Genomic DNA, 24,820 nt, shown 5'->3' on the forward strand with positions numbered 1-24,820 from the left:
CACTCGCATCAGCTATTTCCGGACGGTCATTTTCGACTAGGTTTTTGACACCGGCGCAGCATGCCAGAGCTGGACAAATTGCGGCATGGAACCCCCGCCCGACGGTTCATGTTGAATCCGGGCGGCTATCCGACGGAAGCGTCTCCCGCGAGGCGATCAAGACGGCTGAGGAGCCGACGCCGGCCAGGGGAGAGGGGAAAGCCACCAGTGCTGCAATTCGTGTTGAGCGGGGTAGCGATAGGATCGATCTACGGTATGATCGGCATGGCGCTCGCGATCTCGTTCTACGTCACCCGCATCATCAATTTCGCGCAGGGCCAGCTGATGATGGTGACCGTCATGGTCACCGCCGAGCTCGCCTCCTCCGGCTATCCGATCTGGCTGGCCGCGCTTGCCGGCCTGGCGTGCTCGTGCATCGTCGGCATCCTGTCCTATGTCATCGCGGTGCGGCCGATCCTTTTGTCGAACCGCTTCAGCTTCGGCTGGCTGGTCTCGACGCTTGGCTTCGCTGTGATCGTGGAGAACGCGGCCGCCTATATCTGGGGCCCGACGTCGCAGGCTTTTCCGCCGATCCTCAACGGCATCAGCCTGCCGATCGGCGGCGCGGTGCTGACTGCCCAGCAGCTTCTCGCCATCGTCACTGCCGCGGTGCTTGCCGCCGGCTTCGAGATCGTGCGGCGCTACACGCTGTTCGGCAAGCTCGGCATGGCGACGGCGGCCGACCCCGAGATGGCATCGGCGATCGGCGCCAACACCACCGTCGTCGCCATCGTCGCCTTCGCGGTCTCCGCCGTCTACGCCGGGGTCGCGGGCCTGCTCATCGGACCTTCCACCTTCGCCAATCCCTATCTCGGCGATACGTTCGGAACCTACGGCTTCATTGCCATGATGATCGGTGGCGGCACCGAGCGGCCGATAGCTGCGATGTTCGGCGGCCTGCTGCTCGGTGTCTGCGCGGAAGGCGCCAACGCGCTGATCAATTCGCAGGCTTCGGACTGGTTTCCCTTCATCGTGCTCGTGCTGATCCTGATCGTCTCGCCCAAAGGCCTGTTCAGCACCAGCAATCCCCTGTTTCGCCCGCGCCGAGCGGCCGTGACGCGCGGCTGAGGTGAGCATGGCCCCTGCATTCGATACTCACTCGGGCGCCGCCGCTCCAAGGCTTCGCATCGGCCGCTGGCGCACCGCCGGGCTTGCCGCTGTCCTGATCGCCTATCTGGCGGCCACCGCCTATGTCGCCCACACCGACCTCGGCCTGCAGAGCCTAGTGCTGGTGGCCGCTGTCTTCGGCATCCTTGCGATCAGCCTAGACCTCGTGGCCGGGATGCTCGGCCTCTACTCGCTGGGCCAAGGCGGCTTTTTCGGACTCGGCGCCTACGCGACGACGATCCTTGCCAACGACTATGGCTGGAACGTCTTCGGCCTGCTCGTGCTGGTCCTGGCGGCAACGGGCTTGATCGGCATGGCCGTGGGCGCAATGTCGCTTAGGGTCAGCGGCCTCTACTTCGCCATCACCACCTTCATCTTCACGCTGGTGCTGACGGTCCTGGCGACCGACATGGTCACCGTCACCGGCGGCCTGCAGGGATTGCTCGGCCCGGCCTTTCCGGATTTTCCGGCAGACCTGGAATGGCTCGGTACGCCGCTTGTGTGGTGCATCATGCTGGCGCTGCTCGCCTGCCTCGGCCTGGTCTGGAACATCCGCCATTCGCCGCTCTACCCGATCCTGCTTTCGATCCGCGATGCCGAGCCTTTCGCCGAGGCCGCCGGCGCGCGCACGGCGGCGATCAAGGTCGGCGTCTTCGGTGTCTCGGCCGCGATGGCCGGAGGAGCCGGCTGGCTCTTTTCCTTCCTCGGCGTCGTCTCTCCCAGCCAGTTCGACTGGTCGGTGTCGCTGAACGTGCTGGTCATGGTGCTGATCGGCGGCATCAACACCAGCATCGGGCCGGTCGTGGGCGCGATGTTCGTCTCGATGTTCCCGAATGTCGTCAACATCAATCCCTGGCTGCAGGAGATCGTCTACGGAGCGCTCTCGATCCTGGCGATCACGCTGTTGCCCGACGGTGTCGTCGGCATTGCGCGGCGCGCGCTTGCCCGGCGCGCCGGCGGCATCGCTCCGGTGGCGGATGCGGCCTCGGCCGAAGCCCTGCCTGCCGCGCCCACCGTCGCAGCTTCTCCCACTTCGCCGAGGGACTCAGAGGTGATCGTGGAGTGCCGGGGCATCGAATTCGGCTACGGGCTCGGCCCGAAGGTCCTGCGCAATATCGACCTGGCCGTCCGCCGCGGCCATATCCATGGCCTGATCGGCCCGAACGGCTCGGGAAAGAGCACGCTGGCCAATGTGATATCGGGCCGCCTGACGCCGCATGCCGGAGAAGTCCTGCTCAAGGGCATACGCGTCGACGGCATGCCGGCGAGCAGCCGCTCGCGGCTGGGACTGCGGCGCACCTTCCAGGCCGCGCAGTTGGTCAAGGAACTGACGCCGACGCAGAACGTCATGGTCGGGCTCTTCGACCGCGTGCCGCGCATCGTCGGCCGCGCGCCGCTCTGGCCGATGCTTGCCTCCGGCCGGCGCGACCTCTCGGCCATGCAACGCCGCGCCAGCGAGGCTCTCAGCCTCGTCGGCGCCGGCGACTGGACGGCAAGGCAGGTGGCGGACGTTCCGCACGGCATCGAGCAGTTGACGCAGCTCGCCTCGGTCTGCGTGGCCGGACCGGACATCATCGTGCTCGACGAGCCAGCGACCGGACTGTCCGCCAAGGAGGTCAGGCATCTCGCCGCGATCCTGGCCAGTCTGAAGACTCAGGGCGTGACGATGATCATCATCGAGCACCAGACGCGCTTCCTGTTCCCGCTCTGCGACCGCGTGACCGTGCTCAACGCCGGCGAAGTGATCCTCACCGGCTCGGCCGACGAAGTGCGCGCCGACCCGGTGGTCAGACAGGTGTATCTCGGCGAATGAGCGAACAGCCCACCCTCGAAATCAACTCGTTAAGCGCCGGCTACGGCCGCTTCGACGTCGTGCGCGACGTGGCGCTCAGCGTCGGCAAGGGCGAGGCCGTGGCCTTGCTTGGACCGAACGGCGCCGGCAAGACGACGGTACTGCGCGCCATCATGGGCCTCGTCAAGCAGCGGCGCGGCCTGATCCGCATCGGCGGCACCGACGTCTCGGCGCTGCCCACCCATCGTATCGCCCGCGGATTGGCCGCGATCGCGCCCGAGGGACGCCGCCTGTTCCTCGACCAGTCGGTGGAGGACAATCTGCTCCTGGGAGCCCTGCATCTGCGCCACGACAAGGCCCGCATCCAGACCTTGCTCGCCTCGGTCTACGGACTCTTCCCGGTGCTCAAGGCTTACCGCCAGCGGCTGTCGTCTTTCTTGAGCGGCGGCGAGCAGCAGATGGTCGCGATCGGCCGCATGCTGATGAGCGACCCCGAGATCATGCTGCTCGACGAACCGTCGGTGGCGCTTTCTCCGGTTGCCGTCGACATCGTGGTCAAGGCGATGCTGGAGCTGCGCAAGCGCGGCGCCTCGCTGCTTCTGGTCGAACAGCGCACCGATGTCGCGACCCGGGTCTGTGACCGGCTCTACGTCATGACGCATGGCGAGATCGTCGACGAGATGAAGCCGGAGACGATCCGCTCCGGCGGCATGTCGATCCTCAACAAATATCTCGGCTGACGCCTGAAACCGTCTCGAGCGACGTGACGCCTCTCACGCCGAGGCGGCGTAGCGCCGCGCGAGCGCCGACATGCCGACGGCGAGAACCAGGATCCCGCCCTTGAAGATCGGCTGGAAGTGGGTGGGCGCGCCGAAGATGCTGAGCCCGTTGAAGCCGACCGCCAGGATCAGCACGCCGACCAGCGTGCCGGTGATGTGGAACTCGCCTTCACGCAAGGTGGCGGAGCCGAGGAACACCGCGGCAAAGGCGTCGAGCAGATAGCCGTCGGCGGCGGCCAGTGTGCCGCTGCCGAGCAGCGACGACAGCAGCGTGCCGGTGAGCGCCGCGCAGAAGCCGGCGGTGGCGAAGGCGAAGATCTTGATGCGGTCGACGCGAATGCCGGACAGCCTCGCCGCCTCCATGTTGCTGCCGACGGCCTGCATCTTCTGGCCGATGTCGGTCTTGTTGAGCACCGTCCACAGCGCCAAAAGCACGACGACCATGATGATCACCGGATTGGGCAGGCCGAAGACGATGCGGCCGAGCGAGATGTCGGTGAAGGCGCGCGGGATGCCGGTGGCGATCGGAAAGGCGCTGTAGGTGAAACCGATGCCGGTCAGCATCGTGCCGATGCCAAGCGTCGAGATCACGGCATTGATCCGGACCTTGGTCACGAGCAGGCCGTTGAGGATGCCGATGCCCGCGCCGAGGGCCAACGCGCAGATGATGCTCAGCCAGATCGGAAAGCCTTCATAGGCCATCAGACCGGTGACGATGAGGCCGACGAAGCTTGCCACGTAGCCGATGCTGAGATCGAACTCGCCGACTACAAGCGTATAAGTCAAGCCGCTGGCGATGATCGCGGTGAGCGAAGCCTGGCTCAGGATGTTGAGGAAGTTGGCGCGCGACAGGAAAACGCCCGGCGCGTTGGCCGAGAAGAAAAGCACCATCAAGAGCAGTCCGATGATCGTCCCATAGCGCGACAGACCGATCAGCGCGGTTCGCTTCCATGAGGATTTGCGGGGCCGCGGCGCTTCCTTTGCCATGGGGACAGTCTCGGCCGTCATGCCGCTTCTCCTTGATCGTCATGCGCATCGTGATAGCTGAGCTCGATAATGCTCGCTTCGGTGATGTCGGCGCCGGTGAGTTCGCCGGTGATGCGGCCCTCGCGCATCACCAGGACGCGGTCGGCCAGCAACGTGAGTTCCTCGACGTCGGAGGAGATCACCAGGATGCCGACGCCGGAGCGGGCAAGGGCGCGGATGGCGTCGTGGATCTCCTCGCGCGCGCCGATATCGACGCCCCGCGACGGCTCGTCGAGGATCAAAAGCCTGGTTCCGGCATTCAGCCAGCGCGCGATCAACGCCTTCTGCTGGTTGCCGCCTGAAAGGCCGGCGATCCTGGCCGTGACGCCCGGTGTCTTGATGCCGAGATGGGCGACGAGGCTTTCCGCCTGCCGCCGGCTCTTGGCGTCGGAAAGGAACGGAAAACCGGGCACGCTGCGCAGCAGCTTCAGTGTTGAGATGTTGATATTGAAAGCTACAGATTGCTGCAGCATCACCCCTTGCGAGCGGCGCTCCTCAGGCACCAGGGCGATGCCTGCCTCGACCGCCTCGGACGGGTTGGCGACAGTGAGCCGCTTGCCGTCCAGTTCGAAATGACCGACCTCGGGGCGGGCAAGCCCGGCGACGAGATGAGCGAATTCGGTGCGGCCGGCGCCAACCAGCCCGCCCAGCGCCAGAACCTCCCCCTTGTAGAGATGGAGGCTCACATCCTTCACCGCCTGCTTCCAGGCAATAGCGTGGGCGGAAAAGATGGGCTGCCGACTGCGGTCGGCGGCGAGCCGGTCGCGCTCGTCCGGCGTGCGGACGGCATGGCCGATGATGGCGCGGACCAATCCCTTCTTGTCAAGCGCGCCGCGCTCGGCCTGGCTGACGATGCGGCCGTCGCGGAGCACGGTGATCCTGTCGCAAAGCTGCAGCACTTCTTCCAGCCGATGCGACACGTAGAGGATGGCGACGCCCTGGGCGGCGAGATCGCGGATGATGGCGAAGAGCTGCTCGCTTTCCGGCTCGGAGAGCGAGGCTGTCGGCTCGTCCATCGCGATCATGCTGGCGTCGCGGGTAAGCGCCTTGCCGATCATGACCAGCCAGCGCTGGGCGACCGACAGCTCGGAGACTTTCGTGTCGAGCGGAAACCGGATGCCGACGCGCTCGGCCGCGGCGCGCGCGGCGACGCCCGAGCGCTTCCAGTCGATCATGCCGAACCGCGTCACCTTCGGCGCGCCGAGCAGCATGTTCTGCAGGGCGCTGAAATGCGGGATCAGATTGAGTTCCTGATGGATGAAGGCGAGGCCCGCGCGCTCGGACGCCTTCGGCGAGCCCAGCTGAAGCTCATTGCCCGCGATCGTCACGCTGCCCTGGTCCGGACTGGTGACGCCGGCGAGACAGCGGATCAGCGTCGACTTGCCGGCGCCGTTTGCGCCGACAAGGCCGTGCACCCGGCCGCGCTCGATATCGAGATCGGCGCGGTCGAGCGCGAGTTCGCCCGCAAAGGATTTGGTCAGGCCGCGGATGCGCATCCATGCGCCGGCGGCCGAGACGGGCGCCGACACCTAGCCGCTCCGTTTCGCGGAGCGGCCCAGCCTGTATGTCTTACATGCCATTGGGGTGTTCGGCCATGAACTTGTCGACATTGTCCTTGGTCACCACCACGCCGGGGATCTCGATGGTCTTCGGCTGCCAGGAATCGCCGGCTTTCATGGAGTCGAGAATGGCCTGGAACACTTCCTTGCCCTCCTGATAGGCGGGCTGCCAGACGGTGGCCGTCATGTCGCCTTCCTTGACCAGTTGCAGGGCCTGGGCGCTGCCGTTGATCGACACTGTCGTCACATCGGTGCGCCCTGCCTGGCGCAGCGCCGCCACGGCGCCCTGCATCGGCTCGTCCCAGCACGACCAGATGGCGAGCGGCGTGTCGCCGCCGGCCGGATGCGCGGTGAGCCAGGCCGCGGCCGTGGCGTTGCCGAACTGGACCTGCCCGGGCGCGACCACTTCGCTGTAATCCACCTTGACGCCCGACTTGCCCTTGACGCCTTCGTCGAAGGCCATGCCGCGGTCGATGCAGAGCTTGCCCGGATGGAAGGTCATGGCCAGCACATTGGCCTTATCGCCGGCCTTCTCCAGGAGGTACTTGACCGAATCGTCGCCAACCTGCCGGCCGCTGGTCGTCGCCACGATGCCGGGGACGATCTCGCCGCCCCAGGTGCCGACGGGGATATGCGCGTCGCGCGCGGCCGCCAGGCCGGAGCCGATCGAACTGCTGGCGAAGGCCAGCACGAAGATGGCGTCGACATGCTGGGCCGCGAAGCTGTTCATCGCTGCGTTGGCCTGATCGGCGCTCGCCTGCGTGTCGGTCACCTTGACGTCCCAGCCGGCTGCTTTGGCGGCGTCCGTCGCCCCGCCGATGACCGCGATGTTCAGCGCGTCATTGGCGAGCAGCGCGACGATGCCGAGCGTCTTGTGGTCCTGCGCCTGCACGGCGGTTGAAACGATCATCGTTCCAGCGGTCAGTAAGGCAAGCAAAAGCCTTTTCATCTGGGAAATCCTCCTCTCCCGTTGGTGCCGGCCCATGGCGGACCGACCGTTCCCTCTCCTCGGACTCCGACCAGGGGCGCCGGGACACCGGCTTTGCCGTGTCCGTCGGGCACCCCTGCCGGCCGCTTGCATGCACGCCTCCGCTGCGGCTCTCACGAGCCAACATGAGACAGAGGCGCCTGCCGCTTGATCTTGGTACCGGTACCATATGGCAGTTTTAGCAGACCGGCAATAGCCGCCGTCGCTCTGCCCGAGAAATTCGCCGTTGCGACATCCCATGTGATTTGAAATGAACGAGTTCGCGTTGCCAAGCTGATTTTTCTTGTTATCGGTATCAGGCTGGGGCTATGGCTGAGGCGGTCTAAGTGGAGAGCGCCGCGAGCGCGTAACAGCTCGAGCGAGATGGGAGCAGACATGAACGTGACCTATGACTTTTCCGGCAAGAACGTCATCCTGATCGGCGGGACGACCGGCATCGGGCGGGCAACGGCGCTGGCCTTCGCCAAGGCCGGAGCCAATCTCTACGTCTCCGGCATCGGCGCGGACTCCGGAGAAAGCCTCAAGGCAGAGGTCAAGCCGCTTGGCGTCGAGATCGAATTCGAGGAAGTCGACGTTCGCGACAGCAAGGCGATGGCGGCCCTGCACAAGCATGCCTTCGAGCGGTTCGGGCGCATCGACATCGCCTTCAACAATGCCGGCGTCCCGGGCAAGACCGCACCCGTGCACGAGCTCGATGACGAAGATTACGACCTGCTGATGGACGTCAATCTGCGCGGCATCTTCAACGGCCTCAGGCATCAGGTCCCGCACATGACCGCCAAGGGCGGCGGCGCGATCGTCAACACCTCGTCGCTGTTCGGCGTCATGGGCTTCGCCACGACCGCGGTCTATTGCGCCAGCAAGTGGGGCGTGATCGGCCTCACCAACTCGGTGGCGTTGGAAGTCGCCCGCAAGAACATCCGCGTCAACGCTATCGCGCCTGGCTCGGTGATGACGCCGCTGCTGCGCGGCATGTTCGGCAGCGAACAGAGCGCCAAGGATACCGTGCTGCCGATGATCCCGATGGGCCGGATCAGCGACCCGTCCGAAATCGCGCAGTTGGTGCTTTTCCTGTCGTCGGACGCGGCGTCCTTCATCACCGGGCAGGCCGTGGTGATCGACGGCGGCGGCTTCGTCGCGGGCGCCGACAAGCTCTGACGCTCAAGGCTGGGGCACAGGCCCCAGCCTTGTTCGTCCCCATTCAGGCGACGCAACTCTTCTCGCCTTTGGCGAGGGCGATCTCCACCACCTGGAGACCCCTGTCCGTCAGCCGCGACGGGAATGTCGTGCGCAGCCGGTCCTCATGCACCGGTATCACCCTGCGCACCTCGCCGCCGACCGATTTCAGCATTTCGGCGCTGGAGAAGATCAGATTGTGCTGACTGCCGACGGCAAGCCCGATGGGCACGATCTGCGGCGCGGCCGGATCGAGCCCGGTCAGATTGTCGTATGTGTATATGAGGTCGCCGGCGAAGATCCAGCGATCCTCGCCGCCGCTGGTGCGGTCGTTACGGACCGTCACATACATGCTGCCATAAGTGTGGGTGTCGGCGGCGAGATGGACGTCGATCCCCGGCAGCACGTCCTCCTGGTCGCCATCGATGCAGATCATGCGGCCTTCCTTCGCCGCCTCGACCGCGCGCACGATATCGGCCGGATCACCGCCGCCGACCAGGAACCTGTATTCCGGCCCGAGCGTGAGCGCCCAGACCCATTTATCCAGCTCGCTCTTCTGGACGTAGAATTTGGCGTTGGGGAACAGATGCATGGCGCCCATATGGTCGAAATGGGCATGGGTGATGAAGACGCTGGTCACGTCCTCCGGCTTCACGCCGCATTCGGCAAGAACCGCGCGCGGACCGTGATAGTTCGAGACGCCATAGGCGGTGGCCAGTTGCTCGCCGTAAGCGACATGGTCGTAGCCGGTATCGATCAGGATGGTTTCGCCACCGCCCTTCAGCAGCGCGTAGGCATAGGGAAGCTTGCGCGTGCCCTGGTGCTGCGGCCCGTACATCATGACGCTGAAGGGGAACTTCTCCACCGCCGCGTATTCGAGCACCCAGATCGAGTAGTGTGCCATTCAATCCTCCCTGATTGATTAGATGCCTTGCCCGGACAGGCGCGGCGCGTGGACGGCGCAACAGGCCTGTCCGAAATCGATGAGCTCGAAGCCGGGCAACAGGCGCGACGTCGCCCGCAGATGATCGCTCGTCGCGCGAAGCGCGCGTGTCAGCGTGTCGAACCGTTTGTCCGACCTGTCCTGCGCCTCGCGGCAGGCCGTCGCCGCGGCGCAGGCTTCCATGAGCGTCTCGGCCGCACCGCGCATGTGATGGTAGTGGTGCGCTGCCGGCTCTGGCGCCTGCAGGCCGCGAACCGCTTCTGCCGCTTGCATGACAGCCTGTCTTGCTCCAGCCAAAGCGCCCTCGGCCAGCGCCGCCTGGCGGCGCGACGTCAGCAGGAACAGCGCGTAGCCGGACAGTTGGGTCAGGGTCTGGCTGATCAATTGCTGCGCGTCACGCGCGGCGTCGACATAGCGCAGCAGCGACTGCTCCGTCACGCCGACGCAGGAATACACGCCCATTGCAATCCTCCACGCCGGCATCGCGGCGTCCTCCTCGTTTGGGCATTACCCGATTTTGATATCGGTAACAACAGAATTGCTGCAACCGGCGTCAACGGCTTGTTTGTTCGACAAGGGAATGATTTGATGCGCGCCGGCCGGACCGAGCGATAACAAAGATGCCCAGGCGATCATCCCAGAACACAGAAAGACGCAATGGCAGCGCCCGAATGCGCGACGTCGCGGTTCGCGCCGGTGTCTCCACCATGACCGTCTCGCGGGTCCTGAACGAGCCCGGCAAAGTGTCCGAGGAGATGCGCGAGCGTGTGCTGACGGCGGTCCGCGAGATCGGCTATCTGCCGAACCACCTCGCGGGCAGCCTGTCCTCGAACCGCTCGACGACCATCGGGCTGATCGTTCCCAGCATCGACAACTCGATCTACACGCAGACGATCAAGGGCCTGTCGGAGGTGCTGAAGCGCTCCGGGTTCCAGCTGATGATCGCGGAATCGGGCTATGATCCCAATGAGGAAGAGGAGCTCATCACCGTCTTCCTCAGCCACCGGGTCGGCGGGCTCGTGCTGCACAGCACCGAGCATACGCCCCAGGCGATCGAGAAGATCCGCAAGTCGGGCATTCCCGTCGTCGAGAACGGCAACATCCCCAAAGAACCGCTCGACATGGTCGTAAGCTATTCAAATCGCGATGCTTCTTACGCGATGACCATGCATCTCGGCAGGCTCGGTTACCGCAAGATCGCCTTCGCCAGCCTTTATTCCGTGCACAACGACCGTTCCCAGGACCGCCTCAAGGGATACCTTGCGGCGCTCAAGCAATTGGGCCTTGAGCCCGACTCGCGCATGGTGCTTGAGACGGGGCGCGGCCTTGCCGCCGGCGCCGAAGTCGTCGCGCGGGTGATTCAGAGCGTGCCGGAGGTCGACGCGCTTTTCTGCGCCGGCGAAGTCCTGGCCGTCGGCGCGCTGTTCGAGTGCCAGCGCCGCGGCTGGTCAGTACCCCGCCGCATCGCGCTTGCCAGTTTCGATGACGTCAACCTGTTGCGGCATGTCAGCCCCTCCATCACCAGCTTGCGCCTGCCGCGCTACGACATAGGCGAGCGGACGGCGCGGATCCTGCTCAGCCGCATCATCGACGGCGCCGATCACCTGCGCGGCAGCGTCGTCGACCTCAAGTTCGAAGTCATCCAGCGCGAGAGCACCTGACCCGCCCCGAGCACCGGTATCGCAACACGGCTCCCCGCTTTTCTGCGATTGCATTTTGTTACCGGTACCAATATAAAGTCGAGAACTGCGCGGCAGTCGCCTGCCTGGCGGACTATCGTAGGAATGAGGGGCTTGGCAATGCTCGCAGAATGGCGGAACAGGATTTGAGCTTGTCGAAGGAAGCCGAGGGGGCCGCGCCCTCCACCCGGGCGAAGCCGCTCAACGAATGCTCCGCCTTGATCACGGGCTCCACCGCCGGCCTTGGGCAGGCCATGGCGGCAAGGCTTGCCGAGTCCGGCTGCGGCATCATGCTGCACGGGCTGGAGGAGGCTGACCAGGTCGAGGCGCAGCGCGACGATCTCGCCCGCAAGACGGGCGCTCGCGTAGCCTACCACAAGGCCGATCTCTCGACGCTATCGGGTGTCGAAGGACTGATCAATGCTGCGATGTCGGTGCTCGGGCCGATCGACATCCTCGTCAACAATGCTGTCGTCCGGCACTTCGCGCCGGTCATGGATTTCCCGGCCGAGCAATGGGACCTTGCGCTGGCGGTCAACCTCTCCGCCGCGTTCCACGCCATCCGGCTTCTGCTTCCTAGCATGCGCAGCCGGAATTTCGGCCGGATCTTCAACATTACCTCCGTCTACGGCATGCGCGGAACGACCGATCGCGTCGGCTATGTTACGACGAAGTCTGCTATCCTCGGCTTGACCCGCGCCGTGGCGTTGGAGAACCTGGACCGCGACGTGACCTGTCACAGCCTCTGTCCGGGATCGGTGCTGACGCCAGGCACAGAAGAAAGGGTGGAGAGACTGATGGCCGAGCGCCGCATCGACCGGATGGCGGCCGAGCGGCTCTTCCTCGAGGGCAAGCAGCCGGGCGGCAACTTCGTCTCGGCCGGGAGCATCTCGGACCTGCTCGTCTTCCTGTGCGGGCCGATCGCCCGGGACATGACCGGATCGGTACTGCCGGTCGAAGCAGGCTGGCTGGCAAGTTGAGCTAGGGCCGAAGCAGACCGGCATCGCACACGCGAGAGTAATGTCTAGAGGAGCGATCCATGGACGAATTGTACGAAGTCTACGCCATTCGTTACGGCCACCACGACCGCAACGCGGCCGCGAATTTCATCGGCGGCGACCCGCATGACGGGCCAATGCCGCTCGACTATTTCGTCTGGGCGATCGTCAGCAAGTCGCGCACTTTCGTGTTCGATACGGGCTTCGACGCGAAAGTCGCGGACCGGCGCCAGCGCAATCTGCTGCGCCCGGTCGGCGATGGATTGAAGATGATCGGCATCGATCCGGACAAGGTCGAGGACGTCATCATCTCGCATATGCATTTCGACCATGCCGGCAATCACGAGCTGTTCCCGAAGGCTCGCTACCACGTCCAGGACGTGGAGATGGCCTACTGCACGGGACGCTGCATGTGCCACAGCTATCTCAGGCATCCGTTCGACTATGAGGACGTGGCCAGCATGATCGGCAAGCTCTATGCCGGGCGCGTCACCTTCCATGACGGCGTCTCCGAGGTCGCTCCAAACCTCACCGTTCATCGTGTCGGCGGCCACTCAAAGGGGCTGCAGGTGATCCGGGTGAAGACGCAGCGCGGCTGGGTGGTGCTCGGGTCCGACGCATCGCATTTCTACGCCAATTTCGAGCAGAACCGGCCTTTCCCGGTGCTGGAGAGCGCAACCGACATGCTGGACGGCTACGCCACCATGAAGAAACTCGCCAGCACGCCGAACCACATCATCCCGGGTCATGATCCCCTGGTCCTCGCTCGCTATCCTGCCGCGCTGGCTGGCGTTGACGACATCGTGCGCCTCGACCTCGACCCGATCGCCGGGGCGCCGTGAGCGCCTTTTTGATCGGCGCCCCTGATGATCGAAAGCCTTGGGGCGTTCGTCGCTAAATCGCATGGAGACGACAATGAACAATCTCAAGCTCGGGCTGGCTGGCGCTGGCAGGATGGGAACGCCGATGGCGAAGCGCCTGATGGCGGCAGGCTATAGCGTGAGCGTCTATGACACGAATGCCGGCGCCGTCGAGGCATTGGCCGCGCAGGGCGCCGGCAAGGCCGCGACTCCCGCGGAGCTGGCGAAGCGCTGCGACGTGGTGCTGCTTTCACTGCCGACGCCGGAGATCGTGCAGGCCGTCTGCCTTGGCCAAGACGGGCTCACCTCCGCCAAGGGCGCGAGCATCGTCATCGACCTCTCGACCACCGGTCCGCGGACGGAGCGCCTTGTCGCGCAAGGCCTCAAGGCCGCCGGCATCGCGCTGGCCGACTGTCCGGTCAGCGGTGGCGTGGGCGGCGCTGAAAAAGGCACGCTGGCAATGATGGCCGCCTGCGACGAGGCGACGATGCAAACGATCCGCCCGGTCCTCGAAACGCTGGGCAAGCCGGTGCATGTCGGCCTGGAGCCGGGCATGGGCCAGATGATCAAGGTGATCAACAATTTGATGTCGGTGACGGCCTTGTCGATCGCTTCGGAAGCGCTCGTGCTCGGCACCAAGGCCGGGCTCGATCCGGACGTCATGCTCGAGGTCATCAATTCGGGCAGCGGCAGTTCCAACGCGACGCTGACGAAGATCCCGAAATTCGTGCTTACCCGCGGCTTCGATTTCGGCTTCGCCATCGGGCTGTCGGCCAAGGATATCCGCCTCTGCCTCGAAGAGAGCGACGCGCTGGGTGTGCCGATGATCGTCGGCGGCGCGGTGCGGCAATTGCTGACCTTGGCGAAGAGCGACCTCGGCGCCGATGCGGACCTGACCGAAATCATCAAGCCGATCGAGGGTTGGGCCGGCGTGACTGTTGCCGGCAAGAAGGCTCAGGCCTGACGCCGGCCGGAACGAATCCGATGAGCGTCAATTCCCCCCAGGCGATTGCCCCGGGCCTGTCGCGCCGGCTTGCTGCGTTTGTGCGCAATTCGCAATGGAACGACGTGCCGGAGCCGGTGCGCGAGCATACGCTGCGCGCCCTCTTCAACGGCTTCGGGACCGCGCTTGGCGGGTCGTCCGACCAGGCGATCCTGCGCCTTGCGGCGAGCCTCGCGCCCTTCTCGGCGGGGTCGGCGGCGACCGTTGTCGGTCATGGCGCGAAGCGGGATGCGCCGACCGCTGCCTTTCTCAACGCCGCGTCAATGAACGTGTTCGATTTCGACGACACCCATCAAGGCACGATCATCCATCCGACCGCGCCCGTGGCGCCCGTTGTCCTTGCCTTGGCCGAATTGCGGCCGGTCAGCGGGACCGAGCTCCTGCATGCCTTCGCGCTCGGCGTGGAGGTGACCTGCCGGATCGGCAACGCGATCTCGCCGAGCCACTACGATCGCGGCTGGCACATCACCTCGACCTGCGGAATCTTCGGCGCCGCTGTAGCCGCGGCGAAGCTGCTCGATCTGACCGAGGAGGAAATCCTCTGGGCCTTCGGCAATGCTTCCGCCCAGGCATCGGGTCTCGTCGAGACCCTGGGCTTCATGGCGAAGAGCGTGGGCGTCGGCACCGCCGCGCGCGGAGGCCTGCTCGCGGCGCTGATGGCGAAGGGTGGGGTCGAGGGACCGCCGATGCCGCTCGAAGGCCCGCGTGGTTTTCTCAAGGTCTTGTGCGACGCGCCGCAGCCGGAGCTGATCGAGCGCGGACTGGGCAGCGACTGGGAGAACCTGCGCAACATGTTCAAGCCATATCCCTGTGGCGTGGTGCTCAACCCGGTTATCGACGTATGCCTTGACCTGCATCGGAAACCGGATTTCTCCGCCGATCTCGTCAACGACATCACCGTGCGCGGTTGCCCGCTGCTCAAGGCCCGCGCCGACAGGCCCGACGTCACCACAGGCCGGGAAGCGCAGGTCAGCGCGCAGCATGCCGTCGCCGTCGCCCTGTTGCGCGGCACGGCGGGTGCGGCCGATTTCAGCGACGCGGCTGTGAACGACCCTGACGTGAAGGCATTGCGCGCCAAGGTGCGTCCGATCGACACGGACGAAGCCATTCCGGTCGAGGCGGCCTATGTCTCCGTCCGCTGCAGCGATGGGGCGCATTTCGAGGTGCGCGAGCTGGCTGCCACGGGCAGTCCGGCACGGCCGATGACGGACGCCGCGCTGCGCGATAAGTTCGCCGCCCTCGCCGAGTACGGCAGCCCGGCGATCGATGCCGGCGCGCTTGCCGATAGCCTGTGGGCGCTTCGCGACGTCAGCGACGTCGGTTCAATCATGGCGCTGGCCCGGCCGAAGGCATAGGCCGCACGCCGTCGTGCCCGACCTCAGCGATTGTGCTGCGGCGGCTTCCAGACATGGGTGGAGATGATGTCCCTCAGTTCCGTGCGCACGGCCCGGAACAGCGGCCGGAATGTCGAGGACATCGGTTTCTGCGACGAGGTCGCGAGGATCAGCTTGCGGGTGATCTGCGGGTCGAACGGCCAGACCTCGATACGGCCGGCTTCGGCAAGCAGGTGCACGGACGCATAGGGCAGGACCGTGTAGCCGCCGCCCTCCTCGACAAGCAGCAGCGTGGACGGCATCGCCTCCAATTCCATCTCGATGCGCGGGTAGATGCCGTGCTCGGCGACGATGTTGTCGATCAGCCGACGCAGACCATGCGGCCGGCTTGGCAGGATCATCGGCAGTTCCGCTAGCACGCCGAGGCCAACCGGACCGCGCGGCAGCAGAGGCTGGGCCAGCGCCGGGCCGATCAGGAAAAGCTCGTCATCGGCGAGCGGCTCGGTCAGCACCGAGGGGTGATTGGGCGAGTTGTAGAGCACCGCCGCGTCGATGCGGCCGGCGATCAGCCATTCGAGGATATGGCCGCTGAAACCCTCGATGACCTGCAGGGCAACATTCGGGAACTCGTTCTTGATCTTCTTGACCAGCGGCACCGTCAGCACCGTTCCGACGGAGGGCGGAACGCCGAGCACCAACCTGCCGCGTGGCGAAGCCCTGAGATTGGACACGGCATTCTGCGCGAGCCGCATGCGCTCGACGATCTCGTCGGCATGCGATTTCAGGAGCGCTCCGGCTTCGGTCAGCACGACGCCGCGACCGTTGCGGTGGAACAATTCGACGCCGAGCTCTTCCTCGAGCCCGCGGATATGGCGCGTGATCATCGGCTGGGTGACATTGAGGTCGACGGCGGCTTTCGAGAAGCTGCCCGCCGAGCCGACCGCGATGAAGACCTGAAGCTGCTTCGTGTCCAACTCAAACCACCCAACCCGCCGCCGGGCGGTGCTTTGCCCGAAGCCTTTGACCCTACGTGCGGAACGGATATTTCAGGCCGCGCACGTTCAGGAACACGGCATAGACCGAAGTCGTCGCCGTGATGAAGAGCCGATTGTGCCGCGCACCGCCAAATGCGACGTTCGCCACCATTTCCGGCACCAGGATCTTGCCGATCAATTCACCAGCCGGAGTGTGGCACTGGACGCCGTCCCAGGCGCTGATCCAGAGGTTGCCGGCAATATCGACCCGGAACCCGTCCGGAATGCCCGGCGATATTTCGGCGAACACGCGCGAATTTACCAGCCTGTCTCCGGCAACGTCAAACGACCTGACGTGGTGCGGCGCGCTGCGGTCGGTCAGATAGCCGGAATCGGCGATGTAGAGCTTCTTCTCGTCGGGCGAGAAGGCAAGGCCGTTGGGCATCGAGAAATCGTCGGCGACAACGGTGATGCGACCGGATTGCGGATCGATGCGGTAGACGCGGCAACCGGGCTGCTCCTGGTCGGCCCGGCGCCCGACATAGTCGGAGATGATGCCGTAATTCGGATCGGTGAACCAGATGCTGCCGTCCGACTTGACCACCACGTCGTTCGGCGAGTTGAGCCGCCTTCCCTCGAAGGCGTCCGCAAGCACGGTGATCGAGCCGTCCCATTCGGTGCGCACGACGCGGCGTTCGCCCTGCATGCAGGTGACGAGCCTGCCTTCGCGGTCGCGGGTGCTGCCGTTCGGATTGGCGACATTGCCGCGGAACAGCGAAACCGCGCCGGTCTCCTCGTCCCAGCGCAGCATGCGGTCATTGGGAATGTCGCTCCAGACCAGCGTGCGCAGGTCGGCGAAATAGACCGGCCCTTCCGCCCAGCGGTTGCCAGTGTGCAGCGTTTCGAGGAAGGCGACCGGATCGATAAGGTCGCCGAAGCGCGGGTCGATGATCTCGTAGCAGGACATCGGTGGTTCTCGCTTATGGGCGGATGGCGAGGGTCTGGCTTGGTGCACCGGACGGCGGGACCGTCCGGTGCCAATCTTCAGCGCTGGACGAACGGCGCCGGGATGGAGTTCCCGGCGTCGATCCACACACTCTTTTCCTGAAGATATTCGTAGATGGCCGTGCGGCCGTTCTCGCGGCCGAAGCCCGACTGCTTGTAGCCGCCGAAGGGCGAGAGATAGCTCGTCGCGCGGTACATGTTGACCCAGACGATGCCGGCTTCTAACCGGTCCGGCAGCCGGATGCCGCGGCCTATGTCCTGTGTCCACAATCCGGCGGCGAGGCCGTAGATGCTGTCATTGGCGATGGCGACGGCTTCATCCTCGTCCTCGAACGGGATGATCGAAAGGACCGGGCCGAACACCTCTTCCTGGGCGATGCGCATCGACTGGCTGACATTGCCGAAAATGGTCGGCTCGACGAACCAGCCATCGGCAATCGCCTTGTCCTCGGGCACCTTGCCGCCGAGCAGTTGCAAAGCGCCCTCGTCCCGGGCGATGCCGATATAGTCGAGGACCTTCTTGCGCTGGGGAAGCGTCGTGATCGGCCCGACCTGCGTGTCCGGGTCAAGCGGATCGCCGATCCTCGCGGTCTTCGCGAACGCGACCAGCTTTTCGACCACCTGATCGTAGACGGAGCGCTGCACCAGCGCGCGCGAGCCGGCGATGCAGGTCTGGCCGGTCGCCGCGAAAATGCCCGAGACCAGGCCGGGGATCGCAGCCTCCAGCTTGGCGTCGGCGAAGACGATGTTGGCCGACTTGCCGCCAAGCTCCAGCGTCACCTTCTTCAGGCCGCCTGCCGCGGCCTGGTAGACGCGCCGTCCGGTGGCGTCGCCACCGGTGAAGGCGACTTTCGCCACTCCCGGATGCGTGACCATGCGATCGCCGATCTCGTGGCCGAAGCCGGTGATGATGTTGACGACGCCTTTCGGGAAGCCAGCCTTCTCGAACAGTCTGCCGAAGAAGAGCGCCGAGACCGACGAGAATTCAGAAGGCTTCCACACCACGGTGTTGCCGGCAGCCAGCGCCGGCGCCAGCTTCCAGGTCGCCAGCATCAGCGGCGAGTTCCATGGCGTGATGGCCGTCACGACCCCCAGAGGCTCGAGCTTGGTGTAGTTGAAGACGCCGGGCTTATCGATCGGGATGACGCGCCCCTCGATCTTGTCGGCCAGCCCGCCGAAGAAGCGGAACCATTGCGGGATGTATTTGCACTGCATCCGCATTTCGTTGATCAGCTTGCCGTTGTCCCTTGTCTCGAGGACGGCGAGGTTTTCCGCCTCCTCGGCGACGAGGTCGGCAAAGCGCGCCATGATCTGGCCGCGCGCGCTCGCCGTCATCGACCGCCATTCCCCCCGGAAGGCCTGTGAGGCGGCCTCGACGGCCGCATCGACATCGGCGATGCCTGCGCGCGGAACAAGCGCCCAGGCCTTGCCGGTGAACGGATCGAAGGACTCGAAATACTCGCCCGACGCCGCGGCGGCCCAGCGGCCGCCGATCAGCATGGCAAGCTTGTCCTCGGCGAGCGGCGGACGCTGGATCATGCGCCGATTTCCTGCAGGGCCTCGCGGGCATTGCGGAAGGCGTCGACGCCAGCCGGCACGCCGGCATAGATCGCGACCTGCAGCAGCACCTCGCGGATCTCGTCCTTGGTGACGCCGTTGCGGATCGCGCCCTTGACGTGCATCTTCAATTCGTGCGGCCGGTTGAGCGAAGCGAGCATGGCAAGGTTCAGCATGCTGCGCGTCTTGCGGTCGAGCGTCTCGCGGCCCCATACGGCGCCCCAGCAATATTCGGTCACCAGCTCCTGCATCGGCCGGTTGAAGTCGTCGGCGCTGGCGAAGGATTTCTCCACGAATTCGGCGCCGAGCACCGCCTTGCGGATCTCGAAGCCCTTGTCGAACATGTCCTTACCCATGGGGTTATTCCTTTCTGGTCTGCTTGGGAGGGATCAGAGGCCGGGTGTCGGCCGATATTTGCGACCGCGCGCCAGCACATGGCCGAGCGAGCCGTCGGTGAGGTAGATCTGGGTGGCCTTGGAATCGTACAGCACGCTTTCCTGGCCCGGATAGCCGAGCAGCTCGCGCACGCGCGGGTTCATGTAATAGGTGCAGATGGCGATCGTCGTGACGGCCGAGAAGGCGGCGCCGTCTTCCTTGTTGAGCCGTTCGAGATGCGCTTCCGCGCTCGACGCGAGGTCGGCGTCGAGCCCGCGATGGAATCCTTCCTTCAGATCGACACGAAAATCGAGCGCCTTTTCGGCGTCGGCGAAGCTGCAGACCGAACCGAATGCCGGCATCTCGCCATGGGCCGGAATGAGGAAATCCGCGAGGGCGAGGAAAGTCTTGTCCTTGCTCATCTCAGGCCACCTTCTGGTTGCGCCGTTCCGCGATCATGCGACGCGTGTTGCGCAGCGCCACCGCCATGATCGTCGCGGTCGGATTCGTGGCCCCGGAGGTCGGGAAGGTCGAGGCGTCCATGATGTAGAGGTTGGGCACGTCATGGCAGGCGCCCCACTGGTCGACCACCGAGCGCTTCGGATCGTCGCCCATCACGGTCGTGCCGATCAGGTGCCAGCCCGACTCGCGCACCGGCGTGGAAACGAGCGTCTCGATGGCGCCGGCGGCGCGCACCGATTCCAGGCAGCGGTCGATGTTGAACTGAAGCAGGCGGTTCGAGTTCTCGTTGACCTTGTAGATGATCTGCGGCGCCGGCAGGCCGTCGGAATCGACGAGGTCCTTGGACAGCACCACCTGGTTCTCCTCTTCCGGCAGATCCTCGCCGACAATGCCCCAGATCAGTGAGTGACCGAAGCGGCGGGCGACGTTCTCGTGCAGGTTGGCGCCCCAGAAATCCTGGAAGCGGCCTTCCTCGGCGACATAGACCTTGGAGCCGATGGCGCCCGAGACGCCGACCGGACCGCCCGATGGCATGCAGTTCCATTTCGATCCGCGCACGAAGCCGCGCCGCTCGTCGGTTTCGTAGAATTCAAGCGAATAGACCTGCTGGCCGAACGGACCGCGCCAGGAGTCAAGCGGATCCGTGTACGAGGCAAGGATGCTGGCGAAGGGATGCATCATCAGCCGTTTGCCGACCATGCCGGATGAGTTAGCCAGCCCGTCCGGGTGCTTCGCCCCGCCCGACATCAACAGCAGCCGCGGCGTGCCGACGCCATTGGCGCACAGGATGACGACCTTGGCGCGCTGGCGCCGGTCGCGGCCATTGGCGTCGACATAGACGACGCCGGTGGCGAGCCCCTGCTCGTTGGTCTCGACCTCCTTGACGCGAGCGCGGGTAACGAGCCGGGCGCCGGCCTTCAGCGCAAGCGGCCAGTGCGAACGGTCGGTGGTCGACTTCGCGCCTTCGGGGCAGCCAGTGAGACAGGTGCCGCGCCGCACGCAGGCGTTCAACTCGCCGAATTTTTCGGACGGTATCGCATTGCTGCCCGGCCACCAGTGCCAGCCCATGCGCTCCATGCCGAGCGCGCCGCGCAGGCCCACCGAACCGATCGGCAGCGCCGGGAAAGGATATGGTCCGCGCGGCGGAAACGCCGGGTCGCCGGCAAGGCCGGACACTCCGACCTCGCGCTCGATCTCGAGCTGGTAGGGCAACAGGTCCTCATAGGAAAACGGCCAGTCCTCGGCCACCCCGTCGAGCGAGCGGACGCGGAAATCGGAGGGCAGGAAATGCATCCATTGCGCGCCGTAGAGCGTGGCACTGCCGCCGACGCCGGCAAACATCAGCGGGTTGATGTCCGTGGTCGAGGTGTCGACCGGATAATCATTCGGGTTGTCGCGCACATTGGGGTTGGGATGCCAAAGCTTGGTGCTGACCAGCTCGTGCTCGGGCCGCGCGCCGGTGTAGTCGTTGTATTCGGGCCATTCGCCCTGCTCCAGCACGACCACGGAGAAACCGGCACGCGCGAGATGGAGCGCTGCGACCGAGCCGGAAGGCCCGGCGCCGACGATGGCGACATCCACTTCCTCGTCGCGCCGCGCGCGGGCGCCGCGTTCGCTTAGGCTCTCGACATTCATTTGCTACCTCCCTCGGTGGCTGGCGACCGGCTCATGCGAGCCTTGTGCGGTAGAACGCAGCCGCGCCTATGATGATAATGCCCTTGATGATGAGCTGCATCTCGATCGGAAAGCCCAGCAAAAGCACCAGATTGTTGATGACGACCAGGACCGCGACACCGACCAGCGCGGCAAAGATGTTGCCGCGTCCGCCTGTCAGCGCGACGCCGCCCATGACCGCCGCGACGATCGAGTCGAGCTCGTAGCCTTGGCCGACCCAGTTGGAGACCGTCCCGACATAGCCGAGCAGGAACAGCCCACCTATGCCGGCGCAGACCGAGCAGATGACGTAGCAGAAGATGATCACGCGATCGGGCGCGACGCCGTTGAGGAACGCCGCCTTGGGATTGCTGCCCACCATGAATATCTCGCGCCCGAGACGCGACCGGTGCAGCACGACACCGAAAACGATGGCCAGCAACGCCAGGGTGATGAGGTTGACCGGGATGCCGAGGATGCGGCCGGACGCGAGAAAGCCCATGCCCGGCGGCAGCGTGCTGATTGGCGCGCCGCCCGTATAGGCAAAGCGGACGCCCTGCAGGATGATCATCATGGCGAGCGTGGCAAGGAACGGACTGACGTTGCGCTTGGCGACCAGCCAGCCGTTGACGAGGCCGACGACGGCGGAGAAGGCGATCGCCGCCACGAAGATCAGAGGGATCGCGTCATTGGTCGTCGCCTTGAAGGCGGTTGCAAGCACGGCCACCGTCGCCATCAGCGAGGCGACCGACAGGTCAAGTCCGCGCACCAGGATGACGAAGGTCTGGCCGACCACCACCATGCCGAGCGGGGCCGCGATGGTGAGCACGTTAACCAGGTTGGCTGGCTGCAGGAAAGTGGGCGAAAGCGCTGCCGCGACCAGCAGCAGCGCGAGGAGGAAGACGATCAATCCATAGCGCTCGAAAACCGAGGCGACGGACATGCCTCGCGACCGGGGCAGCGGCGTCTCCAGCGGTGCCATCACTGCCTCCGCCTCGTGGTGTGGATGCTGACGGCGATGATGATGATCAGGCCCTGGATCACCCACTGGTAATAGGAAGACACGTTGAGGAAGTTGAGCAAGTTGTTGAGCATCGTCACCAGGAGCACGCCGAGCAGCGTGCCCAGGACGCCGCCGCGCCCGCCGGCGAGAATGGTGCCGCCGACAACCACCGGCGTGATCGATTGCAGCGTCAAGGCGGCGCCGATGCGCGGATCGCCGACACCGGTGCGGGCGGTCAGGAAGATCGCCGCCAGCCCGGCGCACAGGCCGGACAGCGCATAGGCCATCACCACGATGCGGTTCACCGGCAGGCCGTTCAGCCGCGCTGCCTCGCGGTCGCCGCCGACGAAGTAGATGCTGCGGCCCGAGCGCGAGCGCTGCAGCCAGAGCCCGGCAAGCGCGAAGACCGCCACAAGGACGATCGCCGTCACCGGGATGCCCCACAGCTTGGCGTAGGAGAAGTCGGCGAGGCCACGCGGGACGGATCCGCCCGGCTCCTTGTTGTACATCAGCGTGCCGCCGAAGATGATCGACGACATGCCGAGCGTCACGATCAGCGGATGGACGCGCAGCACGATGGTGAGAAGGCCGTTGAGCGCGCCGATCGCCGTCGCGGCGATCAGGGCGAGCGGCAGAGCCAGCCAGAGCAAGTCCGGCCGCCATTCGAGGAAATGCGCGATGAAGACGGTCGATGCGCTGACCAGCGAGCCGACCGCAAGATCGATGCCGCCGAGCAGCACCACGAATGTCTGGCCGAGGCTGACCATGCCCAGCACGACAAGTTGCTGGAATAGGTTGCCGAAATTGCGCCAGGTGAGGAACCGATCGGACAGGAAGCCACCCGCCACAACGAGCAGGATGAGCAACGCCACCACGATGACATAGGACAACGAGAGCCGGTTGCGGCGGAACTCGGCGACGACAGCGCTCATGCGACCTGCTCCAGCCGGGCCGCCTTGCCCTCGCGCCGGTCGACCGAGCGCACCGCGAGATCCATGATCGCCTCCTCGGTGGCGGACGCGCCATCGATCTCGCCCGCGACATGGCCCTGCGACATCACGAAGATGCGATCCGACAGACCGATGATCTCCGGCAGCTCGGAGCTGATCATGAGGATGCCCACACCCTGCTCCGCCAGGCTGCGGACGATACGGTAGATCTCGACCTTGGCGCCGATGTCGACGCCGCGTGTCGGCTCGTCGAGAATGAGCAGCTTGCGGGCGATGCGCGACCAGCGGCCGAAAAGCACCTTCTGCTGATTGCCGCCGGAAAGATTGCCGACCTTGACCTCGGGGGAAGGCGCGGCCACCGCGAAGTTGCGTATTTGCTCGAGCGCGATGTCGCGTTCGCCGCGCCGGTCGATCAGCCCTCGTCTGGTGATGCCCGCCAGATCGGGCGCCATGACGTTCGCGGAGATCGGCAGGCCGAGGAACAGCCCCTCGTCCTTGCGGTTCTCGGTCAGGAAACCGAGACCGTTGCGGATCGCCTCGCGCGGCATGCGCCGGTCGAGGCGCTTGCCCTCGAACTCGATCGTGCCGCCGTCGAGGTCGCGCGTGCCGAAGATGACCTCCGCCACTTCGGTGCGGCCAGACCCGACCATGCCGGCGATGCCGACGACCTCGCCCGGCCTGACTGAGATGCTGACATCGCGCACGCGGTGGCCGGCGCGAAGGTTGCTCACCTTCAGGATGTCCGGCCCGCTGGCCGGCGCCTTGCGGCGCGGCGGATAGATCTGCTCGAGGCGGCGTCCGACCATCTTGGTGATCATCTCATCGCGTGTCAGGTCGCCGACAGGACCAGTACCCGCCACTTGTCCATCCTTCAGGATCGTTACGCGGTCGGCGATCTCGAAGATCTCTTCCAGCCGGTGCGAGACATAGACGATGCCGACTCCTTCGCGCTTCAGGCGCCGCATGTTGTCGAACAGGAGATCGACCTCGTGGCCGGAGATCACGGCCGTCGGCTCGTCGAGCACGAGGAGCCTCACCTCGCCGACCAGCGCCTTGGCGATCTCGACCATCTGCTGGTCGGCAAGTGGCAATTCGTCGATCTTGGCATGGGTAGAGATCTTCACGCCGAGCTGTGACAGGATCTCGGCTGCCCGCGCATGGCGGGCACGGCTGGAGATCAGCCCCAGGCCATTGCGCGGCTGCCCGTCGATCAGGATGTTCTCGGCGACCGAAAGCTCCGGAAAAAGAGCGAGTTCCTGATGGATAACGTGGATGCCAGCCGCGCGCGCCTGCTTGGGCGACTGCCAGGAAACCGGCTTGCCCAGATAGGTCATGCTGCCGCCATTCGGTTTGATGGCGCCGCCCATGACGCGGATGAGCGTGGATTTTCCCGCGCCGTTTTCGCCAAGAAGAGCATGGATCTCGCCGGGACGAACGGCAAAATCCACCTTGTCCAGGGGTTTTACGCCCGGATACTCCTTCTCGATGCGATTGAGCTCGATGACGGGAGTGACCATTTATCCGATGCTCGAATTCCGGTTACACCAGGGTGTGCGCC

At 65.3% G+C, this 24,820-nt stretch carries 23 protein-coding genes; 9 read left to right on the top strand and 14 right to left on the bottom strand.

Going from position 1 to position 24,820, the window contains the following annotated elements; genetic code table 11:
- Positions 1-207: 207 nt before the first annotated feature.
- From E5X34_RS05140 to E5X34_RS05150, 3 genes are read left to right on the top strand one after another with little or no spacing between them, the layout of a single operon-like run.
- Positions 208-1,107 (top strand): branched-chain amino acid ABC transporter permease, encoded by a 900-nt coding sequence (locus E5X34_RS05140; RefSeq protein ID WP_292561913.1) that lies wholly within the window; start codon positions 208-210, stop codon positions 1,105-1,107.
- A 7-nt stretch (positions 1,108-1,114) separates the two neighbouring features.
- On the top strand, positions 1,115-2,959 hold the full coding sequence (locus E5X34_RS05145; RefSeq protein WP_292561916.1) for an ATP-binding cassette domain-containing protein: 1,845 nt from the start codon (positions 1,115-1,117) through the stop codon (positions 2,957-2,959).
- A complete protein-coding gene (locus E5X34_RS05150) occupies positions 2,956-3,678 on the top strand; it encodes an ABC transporter ATP-binding protein (RefSeq protein ID WP_292561918.1) in 723 nt (240 codons plus the stop codon). Before E5X34_RS05145 ends, E5X34_RS05150 begins: the two co-directional genes overlap by 4 nt.
- A gap of 33 nt (positions 3,679-3,711) precedes the next feature.
- Here E5X34_RS05150 and E5X34_RS05155 read toward each other — a convergent pair whose 3' ends face one another.
- From E5X34_RS05155 to E5X34_RS05165, 3 genes are read right to left on the bottom strand one after another with little or no spacing between them, the layout of a single operon-like run.
- Positions 3,712-4,725 carry an ABC transporter permease gene (locus E5X34_RS05155; protein ID WP_292561920.1) on the bottom strand — a complete coding sequence of 338 codons (1,014 nt, stop codon included), beginning with the start codon at positions 4,723-4,725 and terminating at the stop codon, positions 3,712-3,714.
- Entirely contained in the window at positions 4,722-6,272 is a 1,551-nt protein-coding gene (locus E5X34_RS05160; RefSeq protein WP_292561923.1) for a sugar ABC transporter ATP-binding protein, read from the bottom strand. Before E5X34_RS05160 ends, E5X34_RS05155 begins: the two co-directional genes overlap by 4 nt.
- Before the next feature lie 40 nt (positions 6,273-6,312).
- Complete coding sequence (locus tag E5X34_RS05165) at positions 6,313-7,251, bottom strand: sugar ABC transporter substrate-binding protein (RefSeq protein ID WP_189343077.1); 939 nt, start codon at positions 7,249-7,251, stop codon at positions 6,313-6,315.
- Positions 7,252-7,665: 414 nt separating this feature from the next.
- Here E5X34_RS05165 and E5X34_RS05170 point away from each other — a divergent pair, with 414 nt between their 5' ends.
- Positions 7,666-8,448 carry an SDR family NAD(P)-dependent oxidoreductase gene (locus E5X34_RS05170; RefSeq protein WP_292561926.1) on the top strand — a complete coding sequence of 261 codons (783 nt, stop codon included), beginning with the start codon at positions 7,666-7,668 and terminating at the stop codon, positions 8,446-8,448.
- 43 nt (positions 8,449-8,491) lie between these two features.
- Here the strand turns inward: E5X34_RS05170 and E5X34_RS05175 are convergent, their stop codons facing one another.
- Both E5X34_RS05175 and E5X34_RS05180 read right to left on the bottom strand, forming a co-directional pair.
- Positions 8,492-9,370, bottom strand: a complete 879-nt coding sequence (locus E5X34_RS05175; RefSeq protein WP_292561929.1) for an N-acyl homoserine lactonase family protein — start codon at positions 9,368-9,370, stop codon at positions 8,492-8,494.
- 18 nt (positions 9,371-9,388) lie between these two features.
- The gene (locus E5X34_RS05180; RefSeq protein WP_292561931.1) at positions 9,389-9,871 is read right to left on the bottom strand and encodes a hypothetical protein; all 483 of its coding nucleotides are present in this window, start codon (positions 9,869-9,871) and stop codon (positions 9,389-9,391) included.
- A 209-nt stretch (positions 9,872-10,080) separates the two neighbouring features.
- On the opposite strand from E5X34_RS05180, the gene E5X34_RS05185 reads away from it, so the two are divergent.
- The 5 genes from E5X34_RS05185 (at position 10,081) to E5X34_RS05205 (ending at position 15,304) form a co-directional block, all read left to right on the top strand.
- On the top strand, positions 10,081-11,070 hold the full coding sequence (locus E5X34_RS05185; RefSeq protein ID WP_292561935.1) for a LacI family DNA-binding transcriptional regulator: 990 nt from the start codon (positions 10,081-10,083) through the stop codon (positions 11,068-11,070).
- A 170-nt stretch (positions 11,071-11,240) separates the two neighbouring features.
- On the top strand, positions 11,241-12,068 hold the full coding sequence (locus tag E5X34_RS05190) for an SDR family NAD(P)-dependent oxidoreductase (RefSeq protein WP_292561938.1): 828 nt from the start codon (positions 11,241-11,243) through the stop codon (positions 12,066-12,068).
- Between the two features lie 59 nt (positions 12,069-12,127).
- Positions 12,128-12,928 (top strand): N-acyl homoserine lactonase family protein, encoded by an 801-nt coding sequence (locus E5X34_RS05195; protein WP_292561942.1) that lies wholly within the window; start codon positions 12,128-12,130, stop codon positions 12,926-12,928.
- 61 nt (positions 12,929-12,989) lie between these two features.
- Positions 12,990-13,910, top strand: a complete 921-nt coding sequence (locus E5X34_RS05200) for an NAD(P)-dependent oxidoreductase (RefSeq protein WP_292561945.1) — start codon at positions 12,990-12,992, stop codon at positions 13,908-13,910.
- Positions 13,911-13,930: 20 nt separating this feature from the next.
- On the top strand, positions 13,931-15,304 hold the full coding sequence (locus tag E5X34_RS05205) for an MmgE/PrpD family protein (RefSeq protein WP_292561947.1): 1,374 nt from the start codon (positions 13,931-13,933) through the stop codon (positions 15,302-15,304).
- A gap of 23 nt (positions 15,305-15,327) precedes the next feature.
- On the opposite strand, the gene E5X34_RS05210 is transcribed toward E5X34_RS05205, so the two are convergent.
- The 9 genes from E5X34_RS05210 to E5X34_RS05250 all read right to left on the bottom strand — a co-directional run bounded on the left by E5X34_RS05210 (position 15,328) and on the right by E5X34_RS05250 (position 24,779).
- Positions 15,328-16,257, bottom strand: a complete 930-nt coding sequence (locus E5X34_RS05210; RefSeq protein WP_292561950.1) for a LysR substrate-binding domain-containing protein — start codon at positions 16,255-16,257, stop codon at positions 15,328-15,330.
- A 52-nt stretch (positions 16,258-16,309) separates the two neighbouring features.
- Complete coding sequence (locus E5X34_RS05215) at positions 16,310-17,224, bottom strand: SMP-30/gluconolactonase/LRE family protein (RefSeq protein ID WP_292561953.1); 915 nt, start codon at positions 17,222-17,224, stop codon at positions 16,310-16,312.
- A 77-nt stretch (positions 17,225-17,301) separates the two neighbouring features.
- Positions 17,302-18,801 (bottom strand): aldehyde dehydrogenase, encoded by a 1,500-nt coding sequence (locus tag E5X34_RS05220; protein ID WP_292561956.1) that lies wholly within the window; start codon positions 18,799-18,801, stop codon positions 17,302-17,304.
- Positions 18,798-19,175, bottom strand: coding sequence for a carboxymuconolactone decarboxylase family protein (locus E5X34_RS05225; RefSeq protein WP_040985791.1), 378 nt, complete (start codon positions 19,173-19,175; stop codon positions 18,798-18,800). The genes E5X34_RS05220 and E5X34_RS05225 overlap by 4 nt, the downstream gene beginning before the upstream one ends.
- Positions 19,176-19,208: 33 nt before the next feature.
- Positions 19,209-19,616, bottom strand: a complete 408-nt coding sequence (locus E5X34_RS05230) for a hypothetical protein (protein WP_292561959.1) — start codon at positions 19,614-19,616, stop codon at positions 19,209-19,211.
- A gap of 1 nt (position 19,617) precedes the next feature.
- On the bottom strand, positions 19,618-21,291 hold the full coding sequence (locus E5X34_RS05235) for a GMC family oxidoreductase (RefSeq protein ID WP_292561962.1): 1,674 nt from the start codon (positions 21,289-21,291) through the stop codon (positions 19,618-19,620).
- Between the two features lie 31 nt (positions 21,292-21,322).
- Positions 21,323-22,291 (bottom strand): ABC transporter permease, encoded by a 969-nt coding sequence (locus E5X34_RS05240; RefSeq protein WP_292561965.1) that lies wholly within the window; start codon positions 22,289-22,291, stop codon positions 21,323-21,325.
- Positions 22,291-23,244 carry an ABC transporter permease gene (locus E5X34_RS05245; RefSeq protein WP_292561969.1) on the bottom strand — a complete coding sequence of 318 codons (954 nt, stop codon included), beginning with the start codon at positions 23,242-23,244 and terminating at the stop codon, positions 22,291-22,293. Before E5X34_RS05245 ends, E5X34_RS05240 begins: the two co-directional genes overlap by 1 nt.
- Entirely contained in the window at positions 23,241-24,779 is a 1,539-nt protein-coding gene (locus E5X34_RS05250; protein WP_292561971.1) for a sugar ABC transporter ATP-binding protein, read from the bottom strand. Before E5X34_RS05250 ends, E5X34_RS05245 begins: the two co-directional genes overlap by 4 nt.
- Positions 24,780-24,820: the final 41 nt, after the last annotated feature.

The organism is Mesorhizobium sp., from assembly GCF_004963255.1.
Taxonomy (GTDB): Bacteria; Pseudomonadota; Alphaproteobacteria; order Rhizobiales; family Rhizobiaceae; genus Mesorhizobium.